The sequence below is a fragment of the Rummeliibacillus sp. POC4 genome, from assembly GCF_003576525.1.
GTDB lineage: Bacteria > Bacillota > Bacilli > Bacillales_A > Planococcaceae > Rummeliibacillus.
In genome coordinates this window covers 1-22,775 of the sequence record NZ_QWUA01000041.1, presented here as the reverse complement: position 1 = coordinate 22,775, position 22,775 = coordinate 1, and the positions used below count along the sequence as shown (strand labels likewise).

The window sequence follows — 22,775 nt, the reverse complement described above, 5'->3', positions numbered from 1 at the left end:
AATATATTGTTTTAATTTTTCTGTTGTCATTTTAATCATCCTTTTCCGTAAATTTTTCAATGCGATCCACACGAGTTTCTAAAGAAGATAAACTTCTATTTATCCCCTCTAGCGCAGTCGCCGTTTTTGCTTGGGATTCGTTTGAACGTTCTAAATGAGCCATGAGTTTATTTTCTCGCTGTTCAGAACGCCGCATTACATAAATGGTTAGTAGGACGCATAAAATCGCCCACACTGCTTGGTTTGTTGCTATTTCGCTTGCTGTTTTTACATCCATTGGCTACACCTACTTTTCTGCATAATAAAAACGCACCTGGATAGATGCGTCTAATCTTTATTTAATTTCCTTGCTTGCCTCTTCAATTTTAATAATATTGTTTTTAAACAATTCTAGAAATTCTTCTTTTTTTAAAATCCCTTTTTCTTCAAGAATTTCGATTGTAGTTACTAAAAAAGCTGCAATATACGAACCATCAGTTGTTTTGTCAGATCCTTCCAAAAAATCATCTATTACTTTTTCATTCATATTATTTCCTCCTTTACTTATTCAAATTCTATAAAAGGAAGAGTTAACCTTTAATAAATTTCAGCTATTTTTGACACTATATAAAAAGCACATCCTGTTCAGATGTGCACTGATCAATCATATTATTTAACGCGCGCTTTTATTTCTACGGAGTAATTATCATCTCTGGTTAATTGAGCTAATGTTATTCTGTCATCATTCATTAGTTTTTCAACTGATAGAACAGTTTCATGTGCATCTTGTTCATTACTAAATCCCATTACAATCGTATTACCATCAGCTTCTTTAATTCTTTCTAGCACTTGACTTTCATTCAAGGAAAACACCTCCTTTCTATCTACTATTTTCGACAGGAGGAAGGTGCTTCCTTTTGAAATTTTTGACTAATTATTGACAACTTACTGCTTAATTACCGGATTCATATTTTTGAACTGTCGCTTTATGAGATTCATGAATGTCGGCTTATCTTTGTCGAACACAACTTCAATACGCTTTGGATTCCCAGCTTCATAGATTTCTTTTACTTCGGTTATACGAGCATCCATGGTAATACCCCAGTTCTTATTCTGCTGAGTAGTAATATCACCTAAATCCCAATCTCGCTCATAAATGAATGGCGACTTTGTGAGGATTTGACCTTCCATGTAGATTTCTTGACTATGTTCAGATAACTTTTCATTACCTCGATCTGTTAAGTCTGTTTCGATTTCTTGTTGTGATCTAGGTGTTTCATTACCTTCATCGTCAGTATTTGTCTCCCCTACATCTCGTGCATCAACGAATAATTCATATCGATCTAATCCTGTTGCAGTATCACCAATTGTAATTACACGCCTATCCACCCCCTCTCCTTGTCCAGCAATGTAAGCCATGTTTTTGTAATCGAGATATGATTCCGTATAGCCCATACTCTTTAGACTATCGAACTCTGGACTAAAAATAACAGGAGGGTTATCTCGTTGTGTTGATACACAGTTAACACCTTCTACCACATCAAAGACAAACTGTTTATTCTTTATGTCTACACTAATATTCCATCCCAAACCACTTAGTTGTGATATTGTAATCATTTCATCCGAAAGGACATCAAACCTTGCAGAACGGCTAATTGTATCGCCTCGCTTAAGGTCTGGCGAAATAACCAGATTCAGTATTTTTCGCTTTGCATCCACTGGATTAACTGCACAAATATCAACGAAATACTTCATAACCGTTTCTGCTTTTCCTTGTTTATTAACATAAGCTGTGTGCGATGGTGGGAGAATCAAACGTTGTGATAACCATGATTTTAATGATTTCGCTTTGATAATCCAGTTCTCTGTTTCCTTTCCGTTTTCATCTAATTCGATTTCTCTGTGCTTAATCTGATAAACCTTATGCAATTGGTTATGCGGAAAGATAATTCTGTCCTTTCTTAACTGATCTGCACCTTTAACATATCTGTTAATTTTCAGTTCAATTTCACCGATTTCATGGTGTTTTCGTGTAAGTTGCAAAGATTCGTATAAACTGACTTCCTCGATTAATTTGAAATTTAGGTCGATAATTCTTAGTGGTAACATGGAGCACCTGCTTTCTTTAAAAAGGAATTCATTCAAATCTTGTCGAATTATATTATGAGGTGAAAATTTAATGAATGATAAATTATCGACAAAAGAAAAAATAGAAATTACAATTCAATCTGGATTACAAATGGTTCCGTATGTTGGCGGTCCATTAGCTACTGCGTATTTTGGAACTAAACAAGAGAAACGATTTAAAAGACTTGAATCCTTTTATCAAGAGTTGTCTGAACTGATTTCTAAATTGCAACCGCAAATACTTCCCGTTACTGAACATGACGAGAAGTGCTTAATTGCATTAATAGAAAGACTTAATGATGCCATTGAAAAAGAACATTCAGATACAAAAAGATCAATGTTTAAAAGATTCTTTATTAATTCTTTAAGTACTGCAACAATAGAAGCAAACTATGATGAAAGACAGATATTCTTAGATGCACTCGCAGAAATTACAGTCACTGAAGTTAAAGTTCTATTGGAGTATTACAACGACAAACCAACAAATTTAGACCTATCAAATCCTGTTATACTAGGTGCTAAAGCTCGACTAGAAATGCGAGGGTTTTTAGTCTCCAAACAGCACGCCATTACAACAACTGGAATAAGCCCCATAAATACTGTTACTAGAATTTCTTCTTTCGGAAAAAGCTTTGTAGAGTTTTGCACACAATAATATCTAGTTCATCCAAATTCTTCACAACTATTATCAATCTCATAACGATTACTGCTATGAGGTGATAAGCATGATTGAAATTAATATTAAAATCGATTTAAAAGTTAAAATTGATGTTACAAAAATTATGAAACAAATTTTAACTATTTCTTCTTTGACACAGTGGCTTTAGTCCACTGTGTTTTCCCTTCTTTGTGCATAAAAATAACGCTTATTCAGCGCTTGATTGTTCTTCATTATTTAATAAAAACTTGTACGATGTTTTCAGATACTCTTTTCATAACTCTATATCCAGTTTCAGATTTAGTAGCGATACCATCATCGTTTGATTTGCAGAAACCATTCACTTCACATGTACCATCATCACGAACTAATAATTTACCAACGATACCCACAGGCGACCACTCTTGTCGTTTTTCTCTTGGTATATATTCTACACTAGGGTCCCAATCTGGATTTTCTATCGGCTCCTGTATATAGCGTACAGGATATATCAATTCACCGTTTTCATCTCGCTTCTCGGGAATTTCTATGGTTCTGTACTGTATTCTTCCCCACTCATCGGTTACGTAACGGAAAGCCCATTCATCCTGGTAGCTATCCCCGATTACTGATGGGTTTATAGAAACGATACCAAGTATATATTCGTCGGCACTAGTTGCTTTGCGGATTGTGTCGTTCTCTAACGTAACAAAATATCCTTGTCTTTCTTCTCCGTCAGTATTTCCATCGAACCATTCAAAATACTCTGCATAATCAGCTCCAGTACTATTGAATGATGACTTACCGAATGTTTGCCCTGCTGCATTAACACGTAGAGAATTAGATAGACTTGTGTCAGATGTGCCATTACCTATAACAAACAAATCGTCTGTCGTATTTGGCAAATCGCCGTATCCATTCATAAGTTTGTTATATCTACCTAATGCTGCAGCACCAAAAGCACCAGCTATAGCTCTTGAACCAGCTGCAAAAGCACGATCTGCCATTGCGCGACAATCATATCCATGAGCAAATGAATAACCACCAGCTGAATTTGATTGGTAACCTCCAGCATGTGAGTAGTTACCTCCGGCGTATGTCGCTAAACCTTCAGCATGAGAAGCGACTCCATTGGCTGTTGTGCTGCTACCCTCAGCATGAGAATATAGACCCATAGCGATAGTAGACTCACCTTCTGCATGAGCACAAGTGCCACCTGCCACGGAGTAGGCCCCTTCGACGTGAGAACTATCTCCTCGTGCTTCGGTACCAGATCCCTCCGCATTCGCAGTAGTACCTGTTTGTATAGCATTATATGTTTGCTTATGCAAAAGAGCATTATTAACATGTGATGCCATTGTATCGTTATTGAAGTTAGGTAATATCTTACTTCCAGCCCAAGGACAAATAACATCTTTACCACGTTCATCAATTACATTAGATGCACTAATAAACGTCTGCCCACCAATTACCTTTACCTGTGCAACTGATATTTCATATAGGCTAGGTGTTTGTGTCAAGCTAGGTGCAACTGGACTGGTACTTGCTACACCTTTTTTAATAAATGATTTTACATGCCTTGCTTCTGTACTTAAATCAAGCCGTATGACAATTCTATCAATCCTATCTTTTCCCACAACTTCCGTGTCATGAGTGTGCGTTAATACACTATCATTTTCATAATAATGTGCTTCTACAAATGCGATGCCGGTATTTAACTTTATCTGCATACTAGCACCATCAGCACTTATACTTAACTGATTGCCTACACCTTTCATGATACCTGTTGTCACTAGTGCGCCAAAGTAATCAGTAAATTCTTGAGCGTTATATTCTCTATCATAAGTACCATCTTCATTTAACACGGGGTCAAAAAAGCTAAAATGTTCTGCCACGTAATAACCTCCTAAACGCTTAAATATCTATTTTGATATTCCACATAAACCTCTGGACGTCCTCCATCTGTGATAAATGAGAACTTATTCTCTCCGACTTCCAATTTAAAAAAGTCAGAATCTAAATCAATGTAATGCACGGCATTTTCTTCGATGCCATCTGGTGCTATAATTTTTACTTTTCTTTCCCTTTCGTCTGTATCAATGATTAACGTATAACCAGTCGGGATTTCCCGATTTACTTTGATAAATTTATCTGTTGTTAAGTTGGTGATTTTAGGATTGATAGCCTCACCTCGGAATGTAACTCTGATAGATGTCGGCACATCACCGTTATTGACCAGTATTTTTGAATCCCCTCGGCTTGCAAAACGCACTGGGAATTTAAAAGGGAAATGGAAATGTGCTACAAAATCTTCTAGTTTATAATTTTCTGTAGCGTTATCTAGCCAAAATGGATCGGGGGCAATAAAGGCTATTTTGCCTTTTTGCAAAACTTTTGTTCGTCCTCCGTTATCTGGATACACTGGTACATGTTCAGCAACGCAAAGAATCTTTCGTGTTACATGATCATTTTTGTACTGTAACACACCCAACCCTAGCAGTGGATTGCACACTCGACTAATAAGTGTACGAGCTTTCGATACATCCTCATAAGTTCCAAACGGGTAATTGATAATAAATTCAATCTCAATTTCTCTATCATCTAAGAGTGAATCTAAGTATGATGAACCGTCTAAATACGGACTTTTCTGCGTTTGAATGTTCGCCGATACCTCTCCTAACCCATCAACGTATTGCAAATAAAAAGGAGAGTCACCAAATTCAATGGACTCTCCACGACTATTCGTAAATATCACCTTTTCCAATGATGACTACCCCCATTCTTGTGCTAACTTTTGAGCTTGTTTTTTCATCAAACGAGCATTTTCAGATGGACTCAGCTCTTTAGGACTGTGCAAGTGTAATTCTTGATTGACCACACCTACACCTTTTCCTTTGCTTTCGCTATCTCCATCAACTTCAACTTTGACCTTTACATTAAGCTCTTTACTAATAGCACTTGTAGAAGATGCAGTGTAACCAAGTACATCATTTTGTACTAATCCACTGGTTAAGCTCGACTTCATTTCTTCTGCAATCTGAGTTGCTGTTGACACTGCTTTAGATCTCATGTTGCTCATACTTTTCACTGCTGCCGTAACAAATGACTTAGCAGAGTTTGCGACAACTTTTGATTTACTCACAATTCCGTTAGCATAACCTTGGCCAGTATATTCCCCAAGCTTTTTTGTTACTCGAGAAGGAGAGTGAATATCCATTGCTTTTTTAATTGTGCTGGTCACTTTACTAGCGAGATTACTTACTGCGTCAATAACCGCTCTGACTTTTGACTGTATCCCGTTTAACAAGCCTTGTATGATGTTAGAACCAATACTAGTTAAATCAATTCCATCAAGGAAGGATTTAGCTTTATTCCAACCTGTTTCAATAGCGCTTTTTACTTTATTCATAGCTGTTGATACAACTGTTTTAAATGTATTAAAAATGTTCGATACTACTGTTTTAATACCATTAACTAATGTGGATGTAACGCTTTTAGCTGTATTCCAACCGCTTGAAATGACTGACTTAACATTGCTCATTGCAGTTGAAACAACACTCTTAATGCCATTCCATATTGATGAAATGAGATTCTTGATTCCATTCCACACGCTAGATGTTTGGCTTTTAACACTATTCCAGACATTTTGAATTGTGCTTTTAATGCTATTAAATGAACTTGTCGCAAGTGTTTTTATGCCATTCCACAAGTTTGATAGTGTTGATTTAATAGCATTCCAAACACTTGAAGTTACGCTCTTAACATTATTCCACACTGTTTGTATTGTCGTTTTCACAGCATTGAATGAGCTTGAAGCTAAACTTTTCAATCCATTCCAGAGACTAGAAAGAGTGGATTTTATGCCATTCCACACAGTCGATGTGAAGCTTTTAACGCCTTCCCAACAGCTTTTCAAAAAGTTAGCTATTGCTGTAAAGATTGAAACTGCAGATGCTTTTATGCTATTCCAGGTGCTGGACAATGAAGCTTTGATTGTGTCCCAGTTTTTGTAGAGCATAACTCCGACACTTATCAAAGTTGTAATAATAGCGATAGCAATACCTACTGGACCTGTTAACATTCCGAATCCTCGAATAAGCCATGGAAGTGCTTTTGAAGCAAGATTAATTACAGTTGTTGCTACCACAGATATTTTTGGCCCAATACTCATTAAACCTTGCGCAAATGATGAAATAGAAGGAACTACCGATTTAAAACCAGTACCAACGCTCAATATCCATGGTAATACCGCCATAATAACGCCTGTCAGTGATGTAACAATTGCAATAACTTGCCCGATGACTGGATTACTAGACATCATGTTGTTAGTCCAAGATAAAAAGCTGTTTGCAAGTTCAAGGATTTTAGCACCTAACGGAGCCATCCCCACACCTAGATTGACTAGGAACGTTGTAAGATTTCCTATCAATGACATAACACTCGGTGCAGTTTGAACTACATAATCACAAAACTTCTGGAATCCTTGATTCTCAGAAAGAGATGCTGACCATTCTCTAAACTTAGACATCATACTTTGTAAATTGGTTAGCATGCCCGAAGCCATTGGACCAAATGCTGCAAAGGTATTCACTATGCCTACAATTGCATTTTTAAAAATATCTTTAATCTTCGGCATATTGGTTTGAACATAACTGATAAACGACTTGAATTTTTCAGACTTATCTAGTCCTGCTGCCCAATCTGCAAATGATTTTGTCATATCTAGAAAGCCTTTTGATGTGCTATCAGACAGTGGTGCGAATGCTGTAAGCATTGAAGCCAAACCTTTGAATATATTTCCGAATGCTTGTCCAAATCTCGTAAGCATTGGGGCTCCAGTGGTATTCAAGTAGTTTAAAAACTTCTGAATTGGTGGAGAATCTATATTCTTTTGCAAGCTAGACATCAACTTATCTACTGCTTGAGCACTACTCGTAAACAATGGTTTAAGTGTTGTAAGCAATGACTTTGTAATATCCATTGCCTTTGTAAAAGCACTTAGAACTGGTTTTTCAGTAGCTTTGACTAATTCATTATACGTAGCCTTCATGTTGTCAAAAGCTGACTTGGCTTTCTGTTGTTCCGTATTTAATTTTGCATTTTCAGCAAATAAATTTTTGATGGTTGGTATTGCTACTGCACCAAATGCGACTGCTGCAGATCCTGCTGCTGCAAATGCACCGACTAATGCAAATGTACTTCCCGCAACTGTTCCAATAACTGGACCAAGTGAGCCGATTAGTGCACCAATGTTAGCAATGATTGGTGAAATCGCCGGTACCACTGAAATAAAAGCACCTTGTAAAGACGTACTAACTATCTCTCCAAAGTTTCGTATAGATGTAGCAATCTTACCCATCATTTTTTGACCTGCTTGCCAACCTTCACGGAAATTATTCCAGTCAGCTTTGACACGAACTACAAGACTACTACTAGAAAGTGCTAGCATTTTAGCTTTTAACACTGCCATTGTTCTATTAAAGCGTGAAATATCTGCACTAACTGTAGCTTCAGACTTTGCGTACTCAACATTCCGCAAACTTTGACGTATAAGTGTCATTTTTGCATTGAAAGCTTTCACGTTTGCACCAATATCAGCATTCGCACCAGTTGCTGTCTTTTGCAGTGCCGAATGCACTTCTCTCATCTTCGCAAGAAAATTTTTGATATTTGCACCAACAATGGCGTTAAAGCGTTCTGTCATCTGTTACCCTCCAATCTTATATTTTTTCATTGCCTCTTTCGCTTTTCTGAATAGCGTAAAGTCTTTCTCTTCAGCAACTTGAGATTCATTATTTAGTATCTGTTTACGAACTTTTTCCGCATTAAATAGCTTTTTGACATTCACTCGTTTTTCATTTTGTGCTCGAGCTGTAAAGATGGCTTGTACCGCCATATCTTCATAATTCTTCACATCTCGTAACATAGCGCCTTTCATAAGATTGTTGTATTCTTTTGGAGTTAAGCTATAAAGATAATCTAAATCAGTGATATTCAAGTGCTGAATAGCATCAATCTCGAGTTGGTCGAAGTCTATGCTTCTATTTCTTTTTTCTTCGCCATCATTAGATCGTAAGCTGTTTTGTTTTTGGTTTTCTCTTCCTCTGTTTTCCCGAAGTCCTTCATCATTTCGAGATTCTTCCAGAACTCTTTGACCGTTTTCTTGAAAAAACCGCTATTCGTCAGTTCGTGATAAATTTCTTTCAATAATGGCTCTGCATCTTCATCAGCTTCGATACGTGCCTCTAAAGCTTCCTCAATTTTTTCAATTGATGGCTTATCTTTTAAATGTGCTGTAGCGCAATCCCAATACTTTGCTGCCGCTTGAACATCTCCCTCAATAACGCCTGATAAAATGTTCATTAATCCGCCGGTCATTTCACCCGTTTTCTCTTGAAATGTCCCATATTTAGAATCTGCTAATTTTAAAAACGCAAAAGATGGTTTTCCTTGTACTTCTTTATCTCCAATGGTTAAAAGTAATGACATATTCAATTCCTCCAATTAGTAGTTTTCTGTATTAAAAAAGAGAGGGATACCCCCTCCTATTAGCCTGCAGGTTGTTCTGTTTGTGTACTACCTAATTCTCCGCTCTTTTCACCAGGTTTTTCAAATCCATATTTACCAAATTCGATAACTTCAATTGGTAATGGATCTAGTTCTCCTTTCTGTGATTGACCAAGTACTTGAATTGTGCCTGATAGTTCTACAAATCCTTCTGTACCTGCTTTTTCTTCTGCCGATTCAAAGTAACCATAAGCAAATGTCGCATTATGTTTACCGTTCGCATTATGTGGTAAATCCACCTTCCATACTTTAATTTGCTCTCCGTTTTTTATAGCTTCTATGATGAGATCTTGCCCATCATCATCAGAGTCACCATATGCTGTAACTTCAAATGATTCCGATGTAGTTCCGGGTGCCACCACACGTCCAAATTTTGTTTTTTCGTCACTCATTTCAGTTTCGATTGAGTGCGTTAAGTCAGTTTGCTGTGCAATGACAAAAGCAGACTCACCAAGTGCTGCAGTCGCTTTTTGAATTAGTAGAATCGTATCTTTACCGTTTTTCAATGTCATTCTATACACGCTCCTTCTCTAAATTAAATTTCAATGTTAAAACGCCATGTCGTAGCACTCCATCGATGTCGTCAAACACCCGAGCGTCACTCCATGACGTGTTATTTACTGTGTAACCAGTTATATCTAACTTAATTAAAAAAGCTTCGTGACAGGCTGTTAGAATGTCATAAGCTTCTTTCTTACCTTTATAGTTACTCCAAATATGCAATGTAATAAAAACATCTACAATATCTGAATTTTTTACTGTAAATGGATCCGTTCTTGGCTCACCTATCACGATGTATGGATAAGGTGCATCATCTGGCACAAAATCATAAACGCCTTTGTACTGCTTTCCGTTAACTGTTTGATTAACAAGCTTTGTTACAGTATCAGTTGAAAGTAAACGACTGTAAACAGCTTGCTGAGTTGGTGCAAATGCTAGTGATGGCATACAATCACCTTCCCAACTTTTTCATTTCTTTTTCGTAATACTTTTTACCAACTTCAATAGCCGGAAACCAAAACGGTTTTGCTCTCATACCGTGAGTAAATACGAATTTCCCATGGTTTTCATCATAGAACACCCAAGGATCTTTCCGACCATTTCCATTCACCGCATAAATACCGGTACCGTACTCAATATAAATCCCATAATCAGCACCAACTGAAATAAGAGCCGTTAATCCATCACTAGACAAGTCAATTGTTATAGATTTACGTAAATAACCACTGTCTTCCGGTGCAAGGGCTCTTGCTTCACTCTGTATTAGAAGTGCAGTTTCGTGGATAATACGTTTTACTTCTTTTTCAATCTTGTCAGACCATTTATTCAGTGCTCGTTCAAGCTCTTTACTCCCAAAACGAGTAATACTCATAACTACACCTCTTTCAAAGCAATTCGCATAATTTCATGCATACCGCCCTGGTCTTCTGCTTTGGTTTCTGTTTCGTAAATAGTATCATCGTTTATCACTCTCATACCTGGCATGATATCTGTACGATACGGAAAATACATATAGCGATCTAGCTTATGATTCAACTGCATGGCGTTATATACTTCTTTAGCTGTTGGAGTATCGATAAAACATGCGAAATCTGCTTCCTTTTCAACCCAATCAGGTGGTTTTTCTCCACCCATTCCATCATCTATTCCAGATACATATTCTTTGATTACAACAGTATGAGGAAATTCATCATTCATACTACCACCTCACTTTCTTAAATGGCTTCAATGGCTTTAAAACACTAGAAGGTAATTCAGTTGCATAACTATAACTAACGGTACCCATTGAACGTGCAGTGAGGCCAGCCTTTTGAGTGTAATATTGAATAGCTTTAGCGATAAACACCTTCACATTTGAAATGTCTGAAGTTAACGCTTGATTACAGTACTCGTTTGCATAATCTAAATAGATTGGTGCAAGTTTTCGATAATGTTCGATTCTTACTGGTGTTGAAATATCGCTATTTATTAAGATTAATTCATTTACTTCTTGGTCAGTTGGAATCCACATTAGCATCACCATCTGGTTGTTGTGGATCTTGCGTACTTTCTTGTGGTACTTCTACTAAATAAGCAATCAATTCTTTTTTAGTATCATTGGACTTGTATTCAATTTCTTTTGAATCCAATAATGCTTTAATTTCAGGAACTTTCATTGCATCTAATTGCTCATATGTGTAAGTATCAGATTCTTTTAATTTCGCTGTCAAACGTTCTCGAGCTCTCCGAAAAGTATAAGCCCCCATATAATCACCCTTTCATAATAATGGAGCGCCTTAGCGCCCTGTTATTATTTGATTTTAAATTTAAAATCTACCATACGTACTGCTTTTGGTTCGTAAACGAGTTCCCAGTTAGTGCCTGTAGCTAATTCAGCATTAGTTGGGAAGTCACCAGCAACAGATGATTCGGTCCATTTCACACCGCGTGGATGAAGCATAAAGATATTACGATTGATTAAGAAGTCTTCACCAGATGAAGCCATAGTATCGCGATCTGTTTCAGTTTCAATGATGTTTGGATGTTTACCATTGCCCCAAGCTAATGCACCTTGACCAAAAATATATGTTTCTGCAGTGCCTGTTGTCGTGTCATAAGGCATACCATCATCAACAATAACTCTTTTACCCATGAAGTAAGGTATACGAACTGATTGACCTGCTGGCTGTACATATTCGATTAATTGTAACTTAGCAAGATACGTTTCAACTGCTGAGTGCATGGTAATAGCTGCTAAAGAATCTTTTGCATCACCCATGATTTGAACTGCATCCAAGAAACTATTTGCAGTGAATAATGCATCTGCACCAGTTTCAGCTGAAATATCATGGATTTTTTTAGCCATTGATGTTGAAGCGAAGACACCTTTAAGTGTTGAAAGTAACACTTTTTGGCGGTCACGTGCCCAGTAGTTTGTCACAAGGTTACCGATGGCTCCCATTGGATCAGCACCAGAAAGTAATGCAGATAAACCATTTGCTCCCCAAGCTTTGGCACGTCCTTGTTTTCGTGCTACATCTTTACTAGTACCAATTTTTCCTGGTGTTAATGAGCCATCATCTGACATTACTTCTGAGTCACCAGTAAGATCATTGAAGTATGGCATATTAACAAGGGTGTTAGGACCACTTGCTAAAGTATTGAATTCAGCATCATTTGTTGCGATACCACTATTTAATACGTTTGATAACTCCATAGTTCGTTGTGTTACATAGTTTGTAAATACTTCTGGTTGGATAATATCACCAATTCGTGTAGTCATATCTTACATTCCTCCTATTGCCCAGCTAGAGCTTTTAATTGGTTGTATAAATCGGGATTGTCACGTAATAAAATCCCTTGTTCCGTTAAATTAAACGTGTCCTTCGCAAAAGGATTCGGTTTGCTGTAGCCACCTGGTAGATACGGATTTCCTGCAGGTGGTGTTTTACCACCAAGTTTTTCAGATTCAAACAAATAAGCATCTGATTCTTTTAATACTTTTAATTGATCTTCAAGGCCTAGAAGCGTTTCTCCATCAAGTTTGATAGAGTCAATATTCAACAACGCTTTGACTGCTTTTGGATTCTTCGATTTCGCATCTCGAAGTGCACTTTCGAGTTTGTAATCAAAATCCTTCTTTTGAAGCTTTTCTTCGTATTCAGCAACAGTTGTTTTGTTTTGGTCTTGCAAAGTTTGAATTTGTTTTTGCAACTCTTCGTTACCTGCTGCCTTTGTTTTTAAATCTGCAAGCTGTGTATCACGATCAGTAATTTGTTTTTGCAAGTCCTTCACCTCTTGGATTTTGTCATCCAATCGGCTTTTGGGTACCATTTGGCCAAACCCTGCAATTACTTTATCTGCTTGCTCTTCAGTTAAACCTAATGCAATAAGTGCTTCTTTGTTCATCTTTCTTCCTCCTATTCGTTTTTTACGTGCAACGACACGTAGGCATAATAAAAAAGCCTGTTTAACGTCTAGTGCTTAAAGACGAATATTATTTATTTTCAGAATTAGATATTGTTTCCACCAACCAACAGCCAATTGCACAAATAAAAATTAAAGTCCAATATGGATGTTCAAATAATATTTGCATCTTCTTCTCCTTTCTATGCAACAAATTTCTTCTCCCACTCTCCATATGTTTGGAATGGAACAACAACATTCGGCGGTTTAACTTCTTTTTGTGCCTTCTTAAGAGCTTTAGCGTAAGTAAGACCTTGTTCCATGTATTTATCAATGCAATCAGCAAGCTTTTGTTGATAATTAGCATCTCGATAATCTCTACCACGACGAACCTCTGGCAACATACCATTAACAAGATAAATCACGATACAACGACAATTTATATCCATCTTAGCAACATGCCATTGATGTGGCCCTTTGGCTTTCAAACCATCATAGTGGAAGTAACCATCTTTATCTGCCTTATCACCATCTAATTTCCTATGAGCACTTCTAACATCATTATCTAGTGCTGACATCCAAACTTTCGTGACAGTTGCATATTTACTAGCCTGTTCAAAAACTTGTTCATCTGAAAGCGATAAGGAACGTCCTCCCTCAGTTCTTGCAACAGCCCTAGCCTTTTTCTTACTGAAGTTGACTGCATTTTCAATTCTCTTAGCCATTTTCCAGTAGCCTTCACCGGCAATTAGTGATTGTGAGATTTCGATATTTAATCTTCGTACAATCTCATTTCGATGTTTTTCTAATATTGATGGTAAAGTTAGATACTTAATTGTATTTGTTAAAGTCGTTTGAATCAATTCTTTAGCAGGAGGCGCAAAGCCCATTTCCGTACTGGTGAACACTTCAAATAGATATGCCATTTTCAAGTAATTCTCGACATATATATTTTCATTCATTTCGACTATCATGTTAACAATGTTCTTATAATCTTCAGTAATTTCTTTTGCAATTTTGTCTAGTTCCTTGGATAAACGATTATACTTGTTTAAGTCTGTATAGCTTGTCTCATCGCTTTTTACGAACTTCGCATACATTTTATTCAACTCATCTAAAATGCTCTGTAAACGTAAAGAAAAAACTAATTCAATATCTGTTTCAGCACGCTGAATAAGCTTTTCTATTTCTTGTTTGATTTCTTGTTGATTCATGGTTCATTACCTACTTCATCATCCTCTAATCCTCCTAATCTATCGCTATAAGCATCTTGTTCATCTTTTAATCTTCGCTGTTCGAGTGCTACATCTTTAACCCAAGGATGATTTTCTAAAATAGTAGTTTGAGATATGACATTCTGACTTTTTTGTGCCATATCAACAATTTCAGATTCATTCACTAAAATCATCTTGTTGAAAGTGAATGTAATGTCACGATAATTGAAATCACCTTTTTTACTCAACTGTGCATATTCTGCAATAAACCACATGAATTTTCGTAAAGCCTTTGTGAATTTGCGTTCAAGCATAGAAGCTTTAATATCTAGCAATGAATATAGGTTTTGTAATGCTACTCCACTTGGAGCATCTCCGATGATATCAGGTGAAGGATTTACACCTTGGCCAAATGAATAAATATCAGTGATGTAAGTGTCACGTTGAGTTTTATAGGCTTCGACAGGAACATCACCACTTAGAGTGTCAACACCAGAGCCTTCTTCCGCCTCAACTTTAATCGCTCTATACCGTTTCAACATAGTTTTGAATTCTTGAAGATTTTCACCTTCATAACCTTTCAAAACATAGATCAAAGCTTGAATATCTTCTAAAGTATCTTGAGTTGTACTTACTAAGTTGTCATATCCGTCAATTTGCTTTTTGTAGAAGATTAAATCAGAAACACCGAATTCATTGTTTTTAAATTCAATAAACGGTACATCTCCCCAACTCACGCCTTCATTTCCTTGATAAAAATGTGGTGCTGGATTGACATCTTCAGTTACATCGATAAATATCTCACCATTAATCATTTCATAATAAGTAACATCATCTGGAGTCCATAATTCCAATTTAATTGTATTTTCACTAACCTTATAGAATCGAATACCTGCAAGTAATTTATCTTTGTGTTTAGTGTCATAGATTGGAATAAATTCTTCTGCAGGAATTATAGTATGTTGAAATTCACCATCTTCATCTACATAAACATGAAGCCATTCCTTGCCTTTGTTTGAAGCATTCAGTATTAGTTCAGGCAATGTATCTTCAAACTCTTCGCCGATTAATTCCTCGATAAGTTCTAGTGCCTTTTTGTCATCGCTTTTCGAACCAAAAGAAAGAGGCTCCCCAGCAAGATAGCCAACCTTTTGGTCAACTAATATCTTGTGAAAGCCCGATGGTATTTTTGACGCTTCACTTGTTGCATCTGCATCTAAGACCTTATTTCCATTTTCATCATAAACATACACTTGTTTATTCGTGATGTCGTTCTCATTGAAATAATATCGAACACCTTCAAGGAATTGAGAAGGATTGAACGTAGTATATAGTTCTTTAACCATATCAATAACTTTTGGCTTGTTATTGTTGATAATATCAATAAATTCATCCGTTTGTGTTCTACCTAGTAACCAATGCACTGTAACACCTCCTTACTTCAATACTGATAAGCCACGTTTCTTCATGACTACTGTATTTACAAAATATCTGTCACCGTCCATTTGGTGGTCATTTTGTTTTACCGGTTTATCCTCGCCACGCTCTGCAGCCTTTTCATCCCATATGTAAGAAGAAAACTCTCGGAATGTTTCTTTGCAGCAATCGTTGTAAAGGATTAATCCATTATTTAATGCAGTTGCTACCTTACGAATTCCATCTAGGACATCATTTTTAGCTTTAATGACATGTAAACCATTTTTCTTTAATACAGCAATAAATGATGCTGCAGAAGGGTCAACGATAACCCCTTTAAACACTTTCACATTGCCAATGAACTCAACTAAGTCCTCGTAATACTCTTGGTCTGTCTTTTGCTTTGCCTTCTTACGGCCATCATAGTGATACTCTTTTGTCTTGTACCAAACGCCATCAAAATAGCCCCACAAACCAAATGTTGTAGGGTTCTGAGTACCATAGTCGATACTTACATAGTATTTGGAGTAATCTCTTTCAATAGTTTCAACGACATGCTTTTCTTGATTAAACATGTCATAAATAATGCCCTCAGCAAGTACCCATAACCCAAGGATAAACCGTTGATAGAATACTCCTGTATACATTCGTTTATATCGTTCTTTGATACGTTGAGATAATGAAAGGTTATCATCCATTGTGAAATGCAAATGAAGCATCCGTTTTTCTTCTAGTTGATCTAGGTATTCAAGTTTAAACCAATGATATGGTCCTTCTGGGTTACAGTTGAACCAAAACTTTGCACCATCAACAGAACATCGTGCAGTTGCTTGATTGACGAATGATTGAGGCATCAATGCTACCTCGTCAAAGAACATGCCAGCTAATGTAATACCTTGGATGAGGTCTTGGCTAGATTCATCTTTACCACCGAAAATATAAAAAAAGTTCATCCGTCCATTTTTAGTGACGGTGAACATGTTTTCTGAACGATATTCTTTTACTTTATATCCTCGGCTTTGTAGCATTCGTTTAAGTGGTTTAAAAACGTTACGACGGAATGAGCCAATTGTTTTACCGGCCATTCCTAAGTTTTCTTCTTCGAATGTTTCCATACCCCACATAACGAATGATAAGGACATCACTACTGTTTTACCAGCACGAATTGAACCATCACAAATGATACCATCTTTATCCTTATGTGGTGAATCATCTTGCCACCATTTAAGGACCTTCAATTGTTTCTTACTGAAAGGCTTGAATTTGAATAATGCAGGACGTTTCTTTTTAATCTTCATCCCAATTCACCTCAACGCCCTTTAGAGCATCCATGAAACCATCATCTTCAAACTCTTCTTGCTCTTCACCGTTTTCTTTACGGATAGCAATTTGGTTTCGTTCAATTTCAGTTTTCGTCTTATCGATATTTAGCTGCATTTGCTCAAGCTTCATTCGGCGTTCATCGTATTCATCTGATAACTCTAAGAATTGTTTTACAACGTTACGCCATTCAGATGTTAGTCTTGCTTCTGTTTTTACATATTCAGCGTATTGTTCAAATGCATAAACAACTTTACGACGTTCCATGCCGCCATCTTCACCATCAGAAACCATGTCAATTTCATTTAGAGTATCATCGCGGTTCTCAACAAACATAATTTTATGCAGTTGGATAAGTGAAGCGAATTTCGTTTCGATTTGAAACCACAAACGGTCAGCTAGTGTCATACCTTTGGTGTCCTCAATAATTTCTAGCATGTCTTGTGGTAGCCACTTACGATAGAAACCATGTTTAACCGAAGCTTCATTCCGTTTCGTGAATTGATTCTTAGGGTTGCTGCGGTAGGGTGCTTTCTTCTTCTCACCCTTTTGTTCATCAACATTTTTATGTCCTTTCCGTTTAGTAACGTTACCTTTCGATTGATTAGTAACGTTACCTTTCAAATGGTTATCCCATTTATCTTGATTCTTCCACTTTCGTATCTGTGAATCAGACTTACCTAGTTGTTCTGCTATATCTTTCAATAACATCTTTCCATCTGATTCTAAATACAATTCTTTTGCTTTATCCCGATTCGGATCGCGTGCTCTTGGCATTAGTCATATCACCACCTCATTTCTTAGAAGTTTCTTTTTCCTTCTTTCTAAGTTTACGAGCTTTCTTTAAGTTCTCGTATTCAATCCATCCACCATCAATATTGGACCACATGATTACATCTAAAGGTATTTGATAACGACACTCGAACATTTTCTTTCGTAATGGGAAATCTCGTGATATCGCTCTCTCGCTACCTTTGACATCAATCACTCTTGTGGTACCATCCTTTAAATGAACAATGAAATCAGGAGTAAACTTTATAGGCTGTCGTTTCTTTCCGGCAATAGAATAGCCCTCTAGTAATAAATACGTTTTTTGCATTTCAAACGATTCCACGATACCTTGTTCCTGCAATTGTTTCAGATGCAAATAATATTTACTTTCTAATGCTGAATCAAAAATAATACCATCGACCTCAACTTGTTTGTTTTTGTATTTATTACGAGCCATTTCAACACCTCATTTCTGCAAAATAAAAAGCACCCAGAAGGATGCTTTTCTATTTAAAGTACTCAAGTAATTTATTTTGCTTACTTTCTATCTTCAGTAGACTTTTATACAACGATTCTATTATATTTTTGTATCCATCATTATCATCATTTTCCGTTGAATTAATACCTTTCAGCATATTCCCTAATATCTCTAATTGTTAAATAAATCTCATAATCAATGCTTATTGATTTTAGTAAAAGCTTATAATCTTTTATTTCATTATATAAATTTGTAGCTACAACTCTTAGGTTTACTTTGTTATCAAAATGTTTGTATGTTTGAGAAAGTATTTTCGTTATAATTCCATTAATTTCTTCTAATTCTTCTAAATGGATAGAAATTTTCTCCATTTGTTCTTTTCTTCTATTATCTTCTATTGTCATTTTTACACCGATTAGAGTAATAGCACCAGATAAAACTCCACTAATAATAGTACCTAAGAATCCTATTACAGCTATTTCATTGTTTTTATCTTTTAAAAACATTAAGTCAACAATCTTAAAAGTAGCAAGCATTCCTATAATTGCTATCAAAATAATTAATAAGATATCTTTTAAATTCAGTTTCATAATTAACCTCCCACTAAATTATAAGTCTAGTAGGATGTCATGTATTTAATATATTTTTGATGAAAATCAAAAAGGACACCATAAAGATGTCCAATAAAGGGGATTTCCAAGTCGAGATATACTTCACCATTTGGCTTTGCATCTCATATAAACGAACAATACTGCCAAGCCTACATCACGTTTTGGATTCTCTATGCTTCGTATCATTCGCTTATATCAGATGTACTCCATTTTATCGGAGTATAACCAACAGAAAATATCTCCTTGGGTTGGTTGGTCGGTTAGTTGAAACCTTTTAAAGAATACTTTCAAACATTTTTAGGAATGCCGAAGGTATTCTTCTACCAGGAAACTTCTACGCCCCGCACCTGCCTCATAGTATACAGGTTGAATTATTGTGCTTGCAAAAAATGGTCTTTTTGTGCGTTTTGTGCGTTTTGTGCTTTCTGTGCGCTGACAATTACATCAATAATATGATGTTTACGGTCTTTTACATAAGTAACACTTACGTTTAATTCTTCAGCGATTGCTCTGTATGTCCATCCATCAAGTAAGCGATCATAGATAATATTTGTTGGTAAATCTGAAAAACTGTCGGTATAACTTTCTAGAATTGTTACTTTGGCACGTAGAACTAATAATCTATTGTGTTGTCTACGTTCTCTCAGGTCCATTTGTTTTAATTCAGCTTGGCTCTTACCACTTGAACCTTTCGGCATAGCTGCCTCGATACCGTATTGTGCTACTCCCCAGTTATCCATCGGAATGGTATAACCAAAAATGATTTTTTCTAATCTCGCAACTTCTCTTTTCATCATCATATAATCTTTAATCATTTCATTGACTTTGTTTGTTGTATCTGCAAGTTGCATAATTTTCACTCCTCTATTTTTGTCTAAAAGCTCCACCACGTTTTTCATACCGTGGTCTATACACGCCCATCAGTTCTTCTATTTCCTCTTTAGTTAGATTTTCAGTTGGTTTCTTATGCATGTTCTTAGCTGTTTTCTTTTCACTAGATACCCACTTAATCGCATCCATATAACTACCACCCTTTTAGGAAAATAAAAAGGAGCACCAAATAAACGCAGTTATTGCGTAAATTCAGTGCCCCCGGTTGTTCCAGTAAGCATTTCCATTTTAATTATAAAAATTTTAGCATACTAGCCATTGAATATACAATAAAACTTTTTATATTTTCTTTATTAAGTATAAAATATTGTATTTTTTATTTTTACAGTACACAAAAAACAAAGAAGATGTATAATAGTAATGTTGTTAAATTTTAGGTGTTCGGAGGTGTCACATTGCATATCGGGGATTATATTGTTCAAATATTAGTATTTGGTATACCCATTTTAATTTTACTTTCACTGTTCTATTTCTTGAAAAACAATAAAAAAAAGAATTAAGGAGTGCTTAGCTTTGAAGAAAATTTTTTCATTTTTATTAATTTTAGGAATAATGATTGGACTATCTCCTATAAAATCATCAGCTGAAACTAAAAATGAACAGTTGATGACGGAAAGTGAGTTAGAAAATATGAAAATTGAATTAATAAAAGAGGGTGTAACTGAGGATACTGCCGAAAAATTAAAAAATAAAATGGCAGATGGTAAATTATTAGATTCTATGATTTTAGATGAAAGTAAAGCTATTGATACTCAAACAATAAAAAATCCAGATGGTAGTGAGCAACAAACTTTAACATTCCCAGATGGATCTATCATTACTAAAGGGATAGAGTATGCTAATTTTAGCAATAACACCACAAATCCACTAATCACTACTTTTGGCACTGGTATAAGTGGTGGTTCTTGTACTTCAGGATCAGGATACAGTGTTTGTAAGAATAAAAAAGTCTACTATTCAAATCCTGGAGTATGGAAAATATATTTCCATGCAAATTATGAAATGATAAATGGTGGTTACGATAAAATCACTTGGGTAGGTAATGAAGGTACTTGGCTAAGCGCAGGTACTGTTTCAGACCCTTTAGTTCGTATTATTAAACGTACCGAAAATGCAAATGGTAAAGCACAAGCTCGCTATTCAGTTTATATGTTCTTAGGTGGATCATATGGTACTCTTACAAGAAGCGTTTCGCTTTATGTTGGTAAAGATAGCGCAAGTGTAAAAGGTAATACATATTATTAAACAAAAAATTACATTTATATTAAATAGGTGTTTAGAACAAGAATAAAAGAACTCATATTTTATAAATGAGTTCTTTTTCTTATCTTTAAAATTTTTGTTTATATGAGATTTCTGCTAATTTAGGTTCACCATTTTGCCAAAAAACCTCTTGTCTTCCATATCCAGTTGGTGGTGGATCAACTGCTTGAAGTCTTCCTTGACACACTACATACACAGCATTTTCATTTAAATCAATCTCAGCAATCATATCTGGATCCGTTTGTAATTGTCGTTCTCCCATACTACGCCTCCACTCTAATCTTGTTGTTATATGGATTCTTCCATGGCTTAGTTCCTTTCATTTGCCCTGGTCTTTCTTTTATCTTTCCACGCAAAAATCTATCTTGAGCAAGTAGCATAACTTCATTTTTCTTTCGTTGGAGTTTAAATGCTATTTCAGATACGGAACAGCCTTCATTCCACATTTTGTCGAATGTTTTAACTTTATTTTCAGTGATGGATAAATCAATTCCATCAATATCAAACATGATGTATTGTTTCGCTCTTCCTGACATCTTTCTCCCTCCAAAAATATTTTTATAAAAGCGAATCTTTTAAGATTTTAGACCGTATAAACTAATAACGAATTGTTAAAAATGGAGATAAGACGGTCCATGAAACCGTCTCACAAATTATCCCTGTTAGTTTTTGCACGTTTGAATAGCAGTTCATGCGTGTTTTTTATTTTCAAATTGCATTAATACTGCATATAGGCCACTATTTTTACATTCCGTTTGGATTTTACTAATTTGTCTCCATCCGCGCTTTTGATGTGCTTTGATTTTTTGCTCAACATCATACGGAGTGGAAGATCTAACTATCTTTCGATTGTTTTCTCTTCCCCAAGCCATTACGAAGCACTCCCTTTCGCAAACTTGTTATATTCGTCCTCCAAATGTTCATCACACCAATGGTTGTAATACCCTTTACGAGTCATATTGATATACTCTAGGTATTCCTCCATGGCTTTGCGTTCTTCTTTAGATAGCTTCGACTTAGATATCACTTATTCCGTCCCTCCAATTCCATCTTTGCCATGAGAATTGATCCTGCTATAACTGTTGTTGTAAGTAAAATATCAAAACCTGACAATCTACTATCCTCCTTTTATTAATCACCAAACACGTTGATATTTTCGCAATTGTGTTTCAGTCATTGTGTGATTGATTTGCAATGGATCATCACAATATTGAAAGTGCACATAACCGTCTTCATCCTTAAAAAGAACATAAATCAATTCTTCTTTTTCTGCGATTTCGTATAAACCTTCATGCAGCCTTTTTCCTGTTTGTTTCTCGGTTTGTTTTAGAACTGCACCCCAATCAACCAATCTACTATCCTCCTAATCTAATTTGAAAGTCGTCAACTAACTTGTAACCCTCACGTTTGAGTTGCTTGATATACGCTTTATCAAACGGTGTAACGACTGAGTTATGCTTGTCCAATTTGTGTATCATTTGAACGTATCTGTCATAGCGTTTAATGCTTTGTTTCTTTTGAACTCTCACTTTCACAGACTTATTTTTTCCGAATTTTCCGTCATCAATGATGATGCCATGTTTGTTAGTGACCATGTAGTGACTCCTTTGCTTCGC

33 protein-coding genes are annotated in these 22,775 nt (G+C 36.0%); 2 read left to right on the top strand and 31 right to left on the bottom strand.

Going from position 1 to position 22,775, the window contains the following annotated elements; all coding sequences use genetic code 11:
* Window positions 1-31 precede the first annotated feature (31 nt).
* The 4 genes from D1606_RS11985 to D1606_RS11970 all read right to left on the bottom strand — a co-directional run bounded on the left by D1606_RS11985 (window position 32) and on the right by D1606_RS11970 (window position 2,088).
* On the bottom strand, window positions 32-277 hold the full coding sequence (locus tag D1606_RS11985) for a BhlA/UviB family holin-like peptide (protein WP_119416249.1): 246 nt from the start codon (window positions 275-277) through the stop codon (window positions 32-34).
* Between the two features lie 57 nt (window positions 278-334).
* Window positions 335-526 carry a hypothetical protein gene (locus D1606_RS11980; RefSeq protein WP_119416248.1) on the bottom strand — a complete coding sequence of 64 codons (192 nt, stop codon included), beginning with the start codon at window positions 524-526 and terminating at the stop codon, window positions 335-337.
* 122 nt (window positions 527-648) lie between these two features.
* The gene (locus D1606_RS11975) at window positions 649-843 is read right to left on the bottom strand and encodes a hypothetical protein (protein WP_119416247.1); all 195 of its coding nucleotides are present in this window, start codon (window positions 841-843) and stop codon (window positions 649-651) included.
* An 81-nt stretch (window positions 844-924) separates the two neighbouring features.
* Window positions 925-2,088, bottom strand: a complete 1,164-nt coding sequence (locus D1606_RS11970) for a siphovirus ReqiPepy6 Gp37-like family protein (protein ID WP_119416246.1) — start codon at window positions 2,086-2,088, stop codon at window positions 925-927.
* A 70-nt stretch (window positions 2,089-2,158) separates the two neighbouring features.
* Between D1606_RS11970 and D1606_RS11965 the strand changes: the two genes are divergently transcribed.
* On the top strand, window positions 2,159-2,761 hold the full coding sequence (locus D1606_RS11965) for a hypothetical protein (protein WP_119416245.1): 603 nt from the start codon (window positions 2,159-2,161) through the stop codon (window positions 2,759-2,761).
* Window positions 2,762-2,997: 236 nt separating this feature from the next.
* Here D1606_RS11965 and D1606_RS11960 read toward each other — a convergent pair whose 3' ends face one another.
* The 21 genes from D1606_RS11960 to D1606_RS18970 form a co-directional block, all read right to left on the bottom strand.
* Window positions 2,998-4,638 carry a peptidase G2 autoproteolytic cleavage domain-containing protein gene (locus D1606_RS11960; protein WP_119416244.1) on the bottom strand — a complete coding sequence of 547 codons (1,641 nt, stop codon included), beginning with the start codon at window positions 4,636-4,638 and terminating at the stop codon, window positions 2,998-3,000.
* Between the two features lie 11 nt (window positions 4,639-4,649).
* Window positions 4,650-5,498 (bottom strand): phage distal tail protein, encoded by an 849-nt coding sequence (locus D1606_RS11955; protein ID WP_233548095.1) that lies wholly within the window; start codon window positions 5,496-5,498, stop codon window positions 4,650-4,652.
* A gap of 15 nt (window positions 5,499-5,513) precedes the next feature.
* Entirely contained in the window at window positions 5,514-8,447 is a 2,934-nt protein-coding gene (locus tag D1606_RS11950; protein ID WP_119416242.1) for a phage tail protein, read from the bottom strand.
* Between the two features lie 3 nt (window positions 8,448-8,450).
* On the bottom strand, window positions 8,451-8,741 hold the full coding sequence (locus D1606_RS11945) for a hypothetical protein (protein ID WP_147414497.1): 291 nt from the start codon (window positions 8,739-8,741) through the stop codon (window positions 8,451-8,453).
* Window positions 8,742-8,776: 35 nt separating this feature from the next.
* Window positions 8,777-9,232, bottom strand: coding sequence for a tail assembly chaperone (locus D1606_RS11940; protein ID WP_119416240.1), 456 nt, complete (start codon window positions 9,230-9,232; stop codon window positions 8,777-8,779).
* A 59-nt stretch (window positions 9,233-9,291) separates the two neighbouring features.
* Window positions 9,292-9,822, bottom strand: coding sequence for a phage major tail protein, TP901-1 family (locus D1606_RS11935; RefSeq protein ID WP_119416239.1), 531 nt, complete (start codon window positions 9,820-9,822; stop codon window positions 9,292-9,294).
* Window position 9,823: 1 nt separating this feature from the next.
* On the bottom strand, window positions 9,824-10,258 hold the full coding sequence (locus D1606_RS11930; protein ID WP_119416238.1) for a DUF3168 domain-containing protein: 435 nt from the start codon (window positions 10,256-10,258) through the stop codon (window positions 9,824-9,826).
* Window positions 10,259-10,262: 4 nt separating this feature from the next.
* A complete protein-coding gene (locus D1606_RS11925) occupies window positions 10,263-10,682 on the bottom strand; it encodes an HK97-gp10 family putative phage morphogenesis protein (RefSeq protein WP_119416237.1) in 420 nt (139 codons plus the stop codon).
* 2 nt (window positions 10,683-10,684) lie between these two features.
* The gene (locus D1606_RS11920) at window positions 10,685-11,008 is read right to left on the bottom strand and encodes a phage head closure protein (protein WP_119416236.1); all 324 of its coding nucleotides are present in this window, start codon (window positions 11,006-11,008) and stop codon (window positions 10,685-10,687) included.
* A gap of 1 nt (window position 11,009) precedes the next feature.
* The gene (locus D1606_RS11915) at window positions 11,010-11,321 is read right to left on the bottom strand and encodes a head-tail connector protein (RefSeq protein ID WP_119416235.1); all 312 of its coding nucleotides are present in this window, start codon (window positions 11,319-11,321) and stop codon (window positions 11,010-11,012) included.
* The gene (locus D1606_RS11910) at window positions 11,305-11,520 is read right to left on the bottom strand and encodes a hypothetical protein (protein WP_147414495.1); all 216 of its coding nucleotides are present in this window, start codon (window positions 11,518-11,520) and stop codon (window positions 11,305-11,307) included. The genes D1606_RS11915 and D1606_RS11910 overlap by 17 nt, the downstream gene beginning before the upstream one ends.
* An 80-nt stretch (window positions 11,521-11,600) precedes the next feature.
* A complete protein-coding gene (locus D1606_RS11905) occupies window positions 11,601-12,572 on the bottom strand; it encodes a major capsid protein (protein ID WP_119416233.1) in 972 nt (323 codons plus the stop codon).
* A gap of 14 nt (window positions 12,573-12,586) precedes the next feature.
* Window positions 12,587-13,198: a phage scaffolding protein gene (locus D1606_RS11900; RefSeq protein ID WP_119416232.1), complete on the bottom strand. Its 612-nt coding sequence runs from the start codon at window positions 13,196-13,198 to the stop codon at window positions 12,587-12,589.
* A gap of 200 nt (window positions 13,199-13,398) precedes the next feature.
* The gene (locus tag D1606_RS11895; protein WP_119416231.1) at window positions 13,399-14,409 is read right to left on the bottom strand and encodes a phage minor head protein; all 1,011 of its coding nucleotides are present in this window, start codon (window positions 14,407-14,409) and stop codon (window positions 13,399-13,401) included.
* A complete protein-coding gene (locus D1606_RS11890; protein WP_119416230.1) occupies window positions 14,406-15,833 on the bottom strand; it encodes a phage portal protein in 1,428 nt (475 codons plus the stop codon). Before D1606_RS11890 ends, D1606_RS11895 begins: the two co-directional genes overlap by 4 nt.
* A 12-nt stretch (window positions 15,834-15,845) precedes the next feature.
* Window positions 15,846-17,123, bottom strand: coding sequence for a PBSX family phage terminase large subunit (locus D1606_RS11885; RefSeq protein WP_119416229.1), 1,278 nt, complete (start codon window positions 17,121-17,123; stop codon window positions 15,846-15,848).
* A complete protein-coding gene (terS, locus tag D1606_RS11880; RefSeq protein WP_119416228.1) occupies window positions 17,113-17,922 on the bottom strand; it encodes a phage terminase small subunit in 810 nt (269 codons plus the stop codon). Before terS ends, D1606_RS11885 begins: the two co-directional genes overlap by 11 nt.
* A gap of 16 nt (window positions 17,923-17,938) precedes the next feature.
* Window positions 17,939-18,373, bottom strand: coding sequence for a DUF1064 domain-containing protein (locus D1606_RS11875; protein ID WP_119416227.1), 435 nt, complete (start codon window positions 18,371-18,373; stop codon window positions 17,939-17,941).
* A 161-nt stretch (window positions 18,374-18,534) separates the two neighbouring features.
* Window positions 18,535-18,984 (bottom strand): hypothetical protein, encoded by a 450-nt coding sequence (locus D1606_RS11870; protein ID WP_119416226.1) that lies wholly within the window; start codon window positions 18,982-18,984, stop codon window positions 18,535-18,537.
* A gap of 392 nt (window positions 18,985-19,376) precedes the next feature.
* On the bottom strand, window positions 19,377-19,856 hold the full coding sequence (locus tag D1606_RS11865) for a sigma-70 family RNA polymerase sigma factor (RefSeq protein ID WP_119416225.1): 480 nt from the start codon (window positions 19,854-19,856) through the stop codon (window positions 19,377-19,379).
* A gap of 13 nt (window positions 19,857-19,869) precedes the next feature.
* A complete protein-coding gene (locus D1606_RS18970) occupies window positions 19,870-20,025 on the bottom strand; it encodes a hypothetical protein (RefSeq protein ID WP_199670745.1) in 156 nt (51 codons plus the stop codon).
* A gap of 384 nt (window positions 20,026-20,409) precedes the next feature.
* Between D1606_RS18970 and D1606_RS11860 the strand changes: the two genes are divergently transcribed.
* Window positions 20,410-21,141, top strand: a complete 732-nt coding sequence (locus tag D1606_RS11860) for a hypothetical protein (RefSeq protein ID WP_119416224.1) — start codon at window positions 20,410-20,412, stop codon at window positions 21,139-21,141.
* An 85-nt stretch (window positions 21,142-21,226) separates the two neighbouring features.
* Here D1606_RS11860 and D1606_RS11855 read toward each other — a convergent pair whose 3' ends face one another.
* From D1606_RS11855 to D1606_RS11835, 6 genes are all read right to left on the bottom strand, one after another.
* Window positions 21,227-21,421, bottom strand: coding sequence for a DUF3954 domain-containing protein (locus tag D1606_RS11855; RefSeq protein WP_233548094.1), 195 nt, complete (start codon window positions 21,419-21,421; stop codon window positions 21,227-21,229).
* A 1-nt stretch (window position 21,422) separates the two neighbouring features.
* The gene (locus D1606_RS11850) at window positions 21,423-21,695 is read right to left on the bottom strand and encodes a hypothetical protein (RefSeq protein WP_119416223.1); all 273 of its coding nucleotides are present in this window, start codon (window positions 21,693-21,695) and stop codon (window positions 21,423-21,425) included.
* A gap of 153 nt (window positions 21,696-21,848) precedes the next feature.
* Window positions 21,849-22,031, bottom strand: coding sequence for a hypothetical protein (locus D1606_RS11845; protein ID WP_119416222.1), 183 nt, complete (start codon window positions 22,029-22,031; stop codon window positions 21,849-21,851).
* Window positions 22,031-22,186, bottom strand: coding sequence for a hypothetical protein (locus D1606_RS18770; protein ID WP_158582372.1), 156 nt, complete (start codon window positions 22,184-22,186; stop codon window positions 22,031-22,033). Before D1606_RS18770 ends, D1606_RS11845 begins: the two co-directional genes overlap by 1 nt.
* Before the next feature lie 108 nt (window positions 22,187-22,294).
* Window positions 22,295-22,510: a hypothetical protein gene (locus D1606_RS11840; RefSeq protein ID WP_119416221.1), complete on the bottom strand. Its 216-nt coding sequence runs from the start codon at window positions 22,508-22,510 to the stop codon at window positions 22,295-22,297.
* A 4-nt stretch (window positions 22,511-22,514) separates the two neighbouring features.
* Window positions 22,515-22,775, bottom strand: a 261-nt coding sequence (locus D1606_RS11835) for a hypothetical protein (RefSeq protein WP_233548093.1), incomplete at its 5' end; no start/stop codon positions are given.

Excerpts from the sequence above, each read along its gene's own strand:
- D1606_RS11985 (WP_119416249.1), bottom strand. The coding sequence starts at position 277 with ATGGATGTAAAAACAGCAAGCGAAATAGCAACAAACCAAGCAGTGTGG.
- D1606_RS11980 (WP_119416248.1), bottom strand. The coding sequence starts at position 526 with ATGAATGAAAAAGTAATAGATGATTTTTTGGAAGGATCTGACAAAACA.
- D1606_RS11970 (WP_119416246.1), bottom strand. The coding sequence starts at position 2,088 with ATGTTACCACTAAGAATTATCGACCTAAATTTCAAATTAATCGAGGAA.
- D1606_RS11965 (WP_119416245.1), top strand. The coding sequence starts at position 2,159 with ATGAATGATAAATTATCGACAAAAGAAAAAATAGAAATTACAATTCAA.
- D1606_RS11950 (WP_119416242.1), bottom strand. The coding sequence starts at position 8,447 with ATGACAGAACGCTTTAACGCCATTGTTGGTGCAAATATCAAAAATTTT.
- D1606_RS11940 (WP_119416240.1), bottom strand. The coding sequence starts at position 9,232 with ATGTCATTACTTTTAACCATTGGAGATAAAGAAGTACAAGGAAAACCA.
- D1606_RS11935 (WP_119416239.1), bottom strand. The coding sequence starts at position 9,822 with ATGACATTGAAAAACGGTAAAGATACGATTCTACTAATTCAAAAAGCG.
- D1606_RS11930 (WP_119416238.1), bottom strand. The coding sequence starts at position 10,258 with ATGCCATCACTAGCATTTGCACCAACTCAGCAAGCTGTTTACAGTCGT.
- D1606_RS11925 (WP_119416237.1), bottom strand. The coding sequence starts at position 10,682 with ATGAGTATTACTCGTTTTGGGAGTAAAGAGCTTGAACGAGCACTGAAT.
- D1606_RS11920 (WP_119416236.1), bottom strand. The coding sequence starts at position 11,008 with ATGAATGATGAATTTCCTCATACTGTTGTAATCAAAGAATATGTATCT.
- D1606_RS11915 (WP_119416235.1), bottom strand. The coding sequence starts at position 11,321 with ATGTGGATTCCAACTGACCAAGAAGTAAATGAATTAATCTTAATAAAT.
- D1606_RS11905 (WP_119416233.1), bottom strand. The coding sequence starts at position 12,572 with ATGACTACACGAATTGGTGATATTATCCAACCAGAAGTATTTACAAAC.
- D1606_RS11900 (WP_119416232.1), bottom strand. The coding sequence starts at position 13,198 with ATGAACAAAGAAGCACTTATTGCATTAGGTTTAACTGAAGAGCAAGCA.
- D1606_RS11895 (WP_119416231.1), bottom strand. The coding sequence starts at position 14,409 with ATGAATCAACAAGAAATCAAACAAGAAATAGAAAAGCTTATTCAGCGT.
- D1606_RS11885 (WP_119416229.1), bottom strand. The coding sequence starts at position 17,123 with ATGAAGATTAAAAAGAAACGTCCTGCATTATTCAAATTCAAGCCTTTC.
- terS (WP_119416228.1), bottom strand. The coding sequence starts at position 17,922 with ATGCCAAGAGCACGCGATCCGAATCGGGATAAAGCAAAAGAATTGTAT.
- D1606_RS11875 (WP_119416227.1), bottom strand. The coding sequence starts at position 18,373 with ATGGCTCGTAATAAATACAAAAACAAACAAGTTGAGGTCGATGGTATT.
- D1606_RS11870 (WP_119416226.1), bottom strand. The coding sequence starts at position 18,984 with ATGAAACTGAATTTAAAAGATATCTTATTAATTATTTTGATAGCAATT.
- D1606_RS11865 (WP_119416225.1), bottom strand. The coding sequence starts at position 19,856 with ATGCAACTTGCAGATACAACAAACAAAGTCAATGAAATGATTAAAGAT.
- D1606_RS18970 (WP_199670745.1), bottom strand. The coding sequence starts at position 20,025 with ATGGATGCGATTAAGTGGGTATCTAGTGAAAAGAAAACAGCTAAGAAC.
- D1606_RS11855 (WP_233548094.1), bottom strand. The coding sequence starts at position 21,421 with ATGGGAGAACGACAATTACAAACGGATCCAGATATGATTGCTGAGATT.
- D1606_RS11850 (WP_119416223.1), bottom strand. The coding sequence starts at position 21,695 with ATGTCAGGAAGAGCGAAACAATACATCATGTTTGATATTGATGGAATT.
- D1606_RS11845 (WP_119416222.1), bottom strand. The coding sequence starts at position 22,031 with ATGGCTTGGGGAAGAGAAAACAATCGAAAGATAGTTAGATCTTCCACT.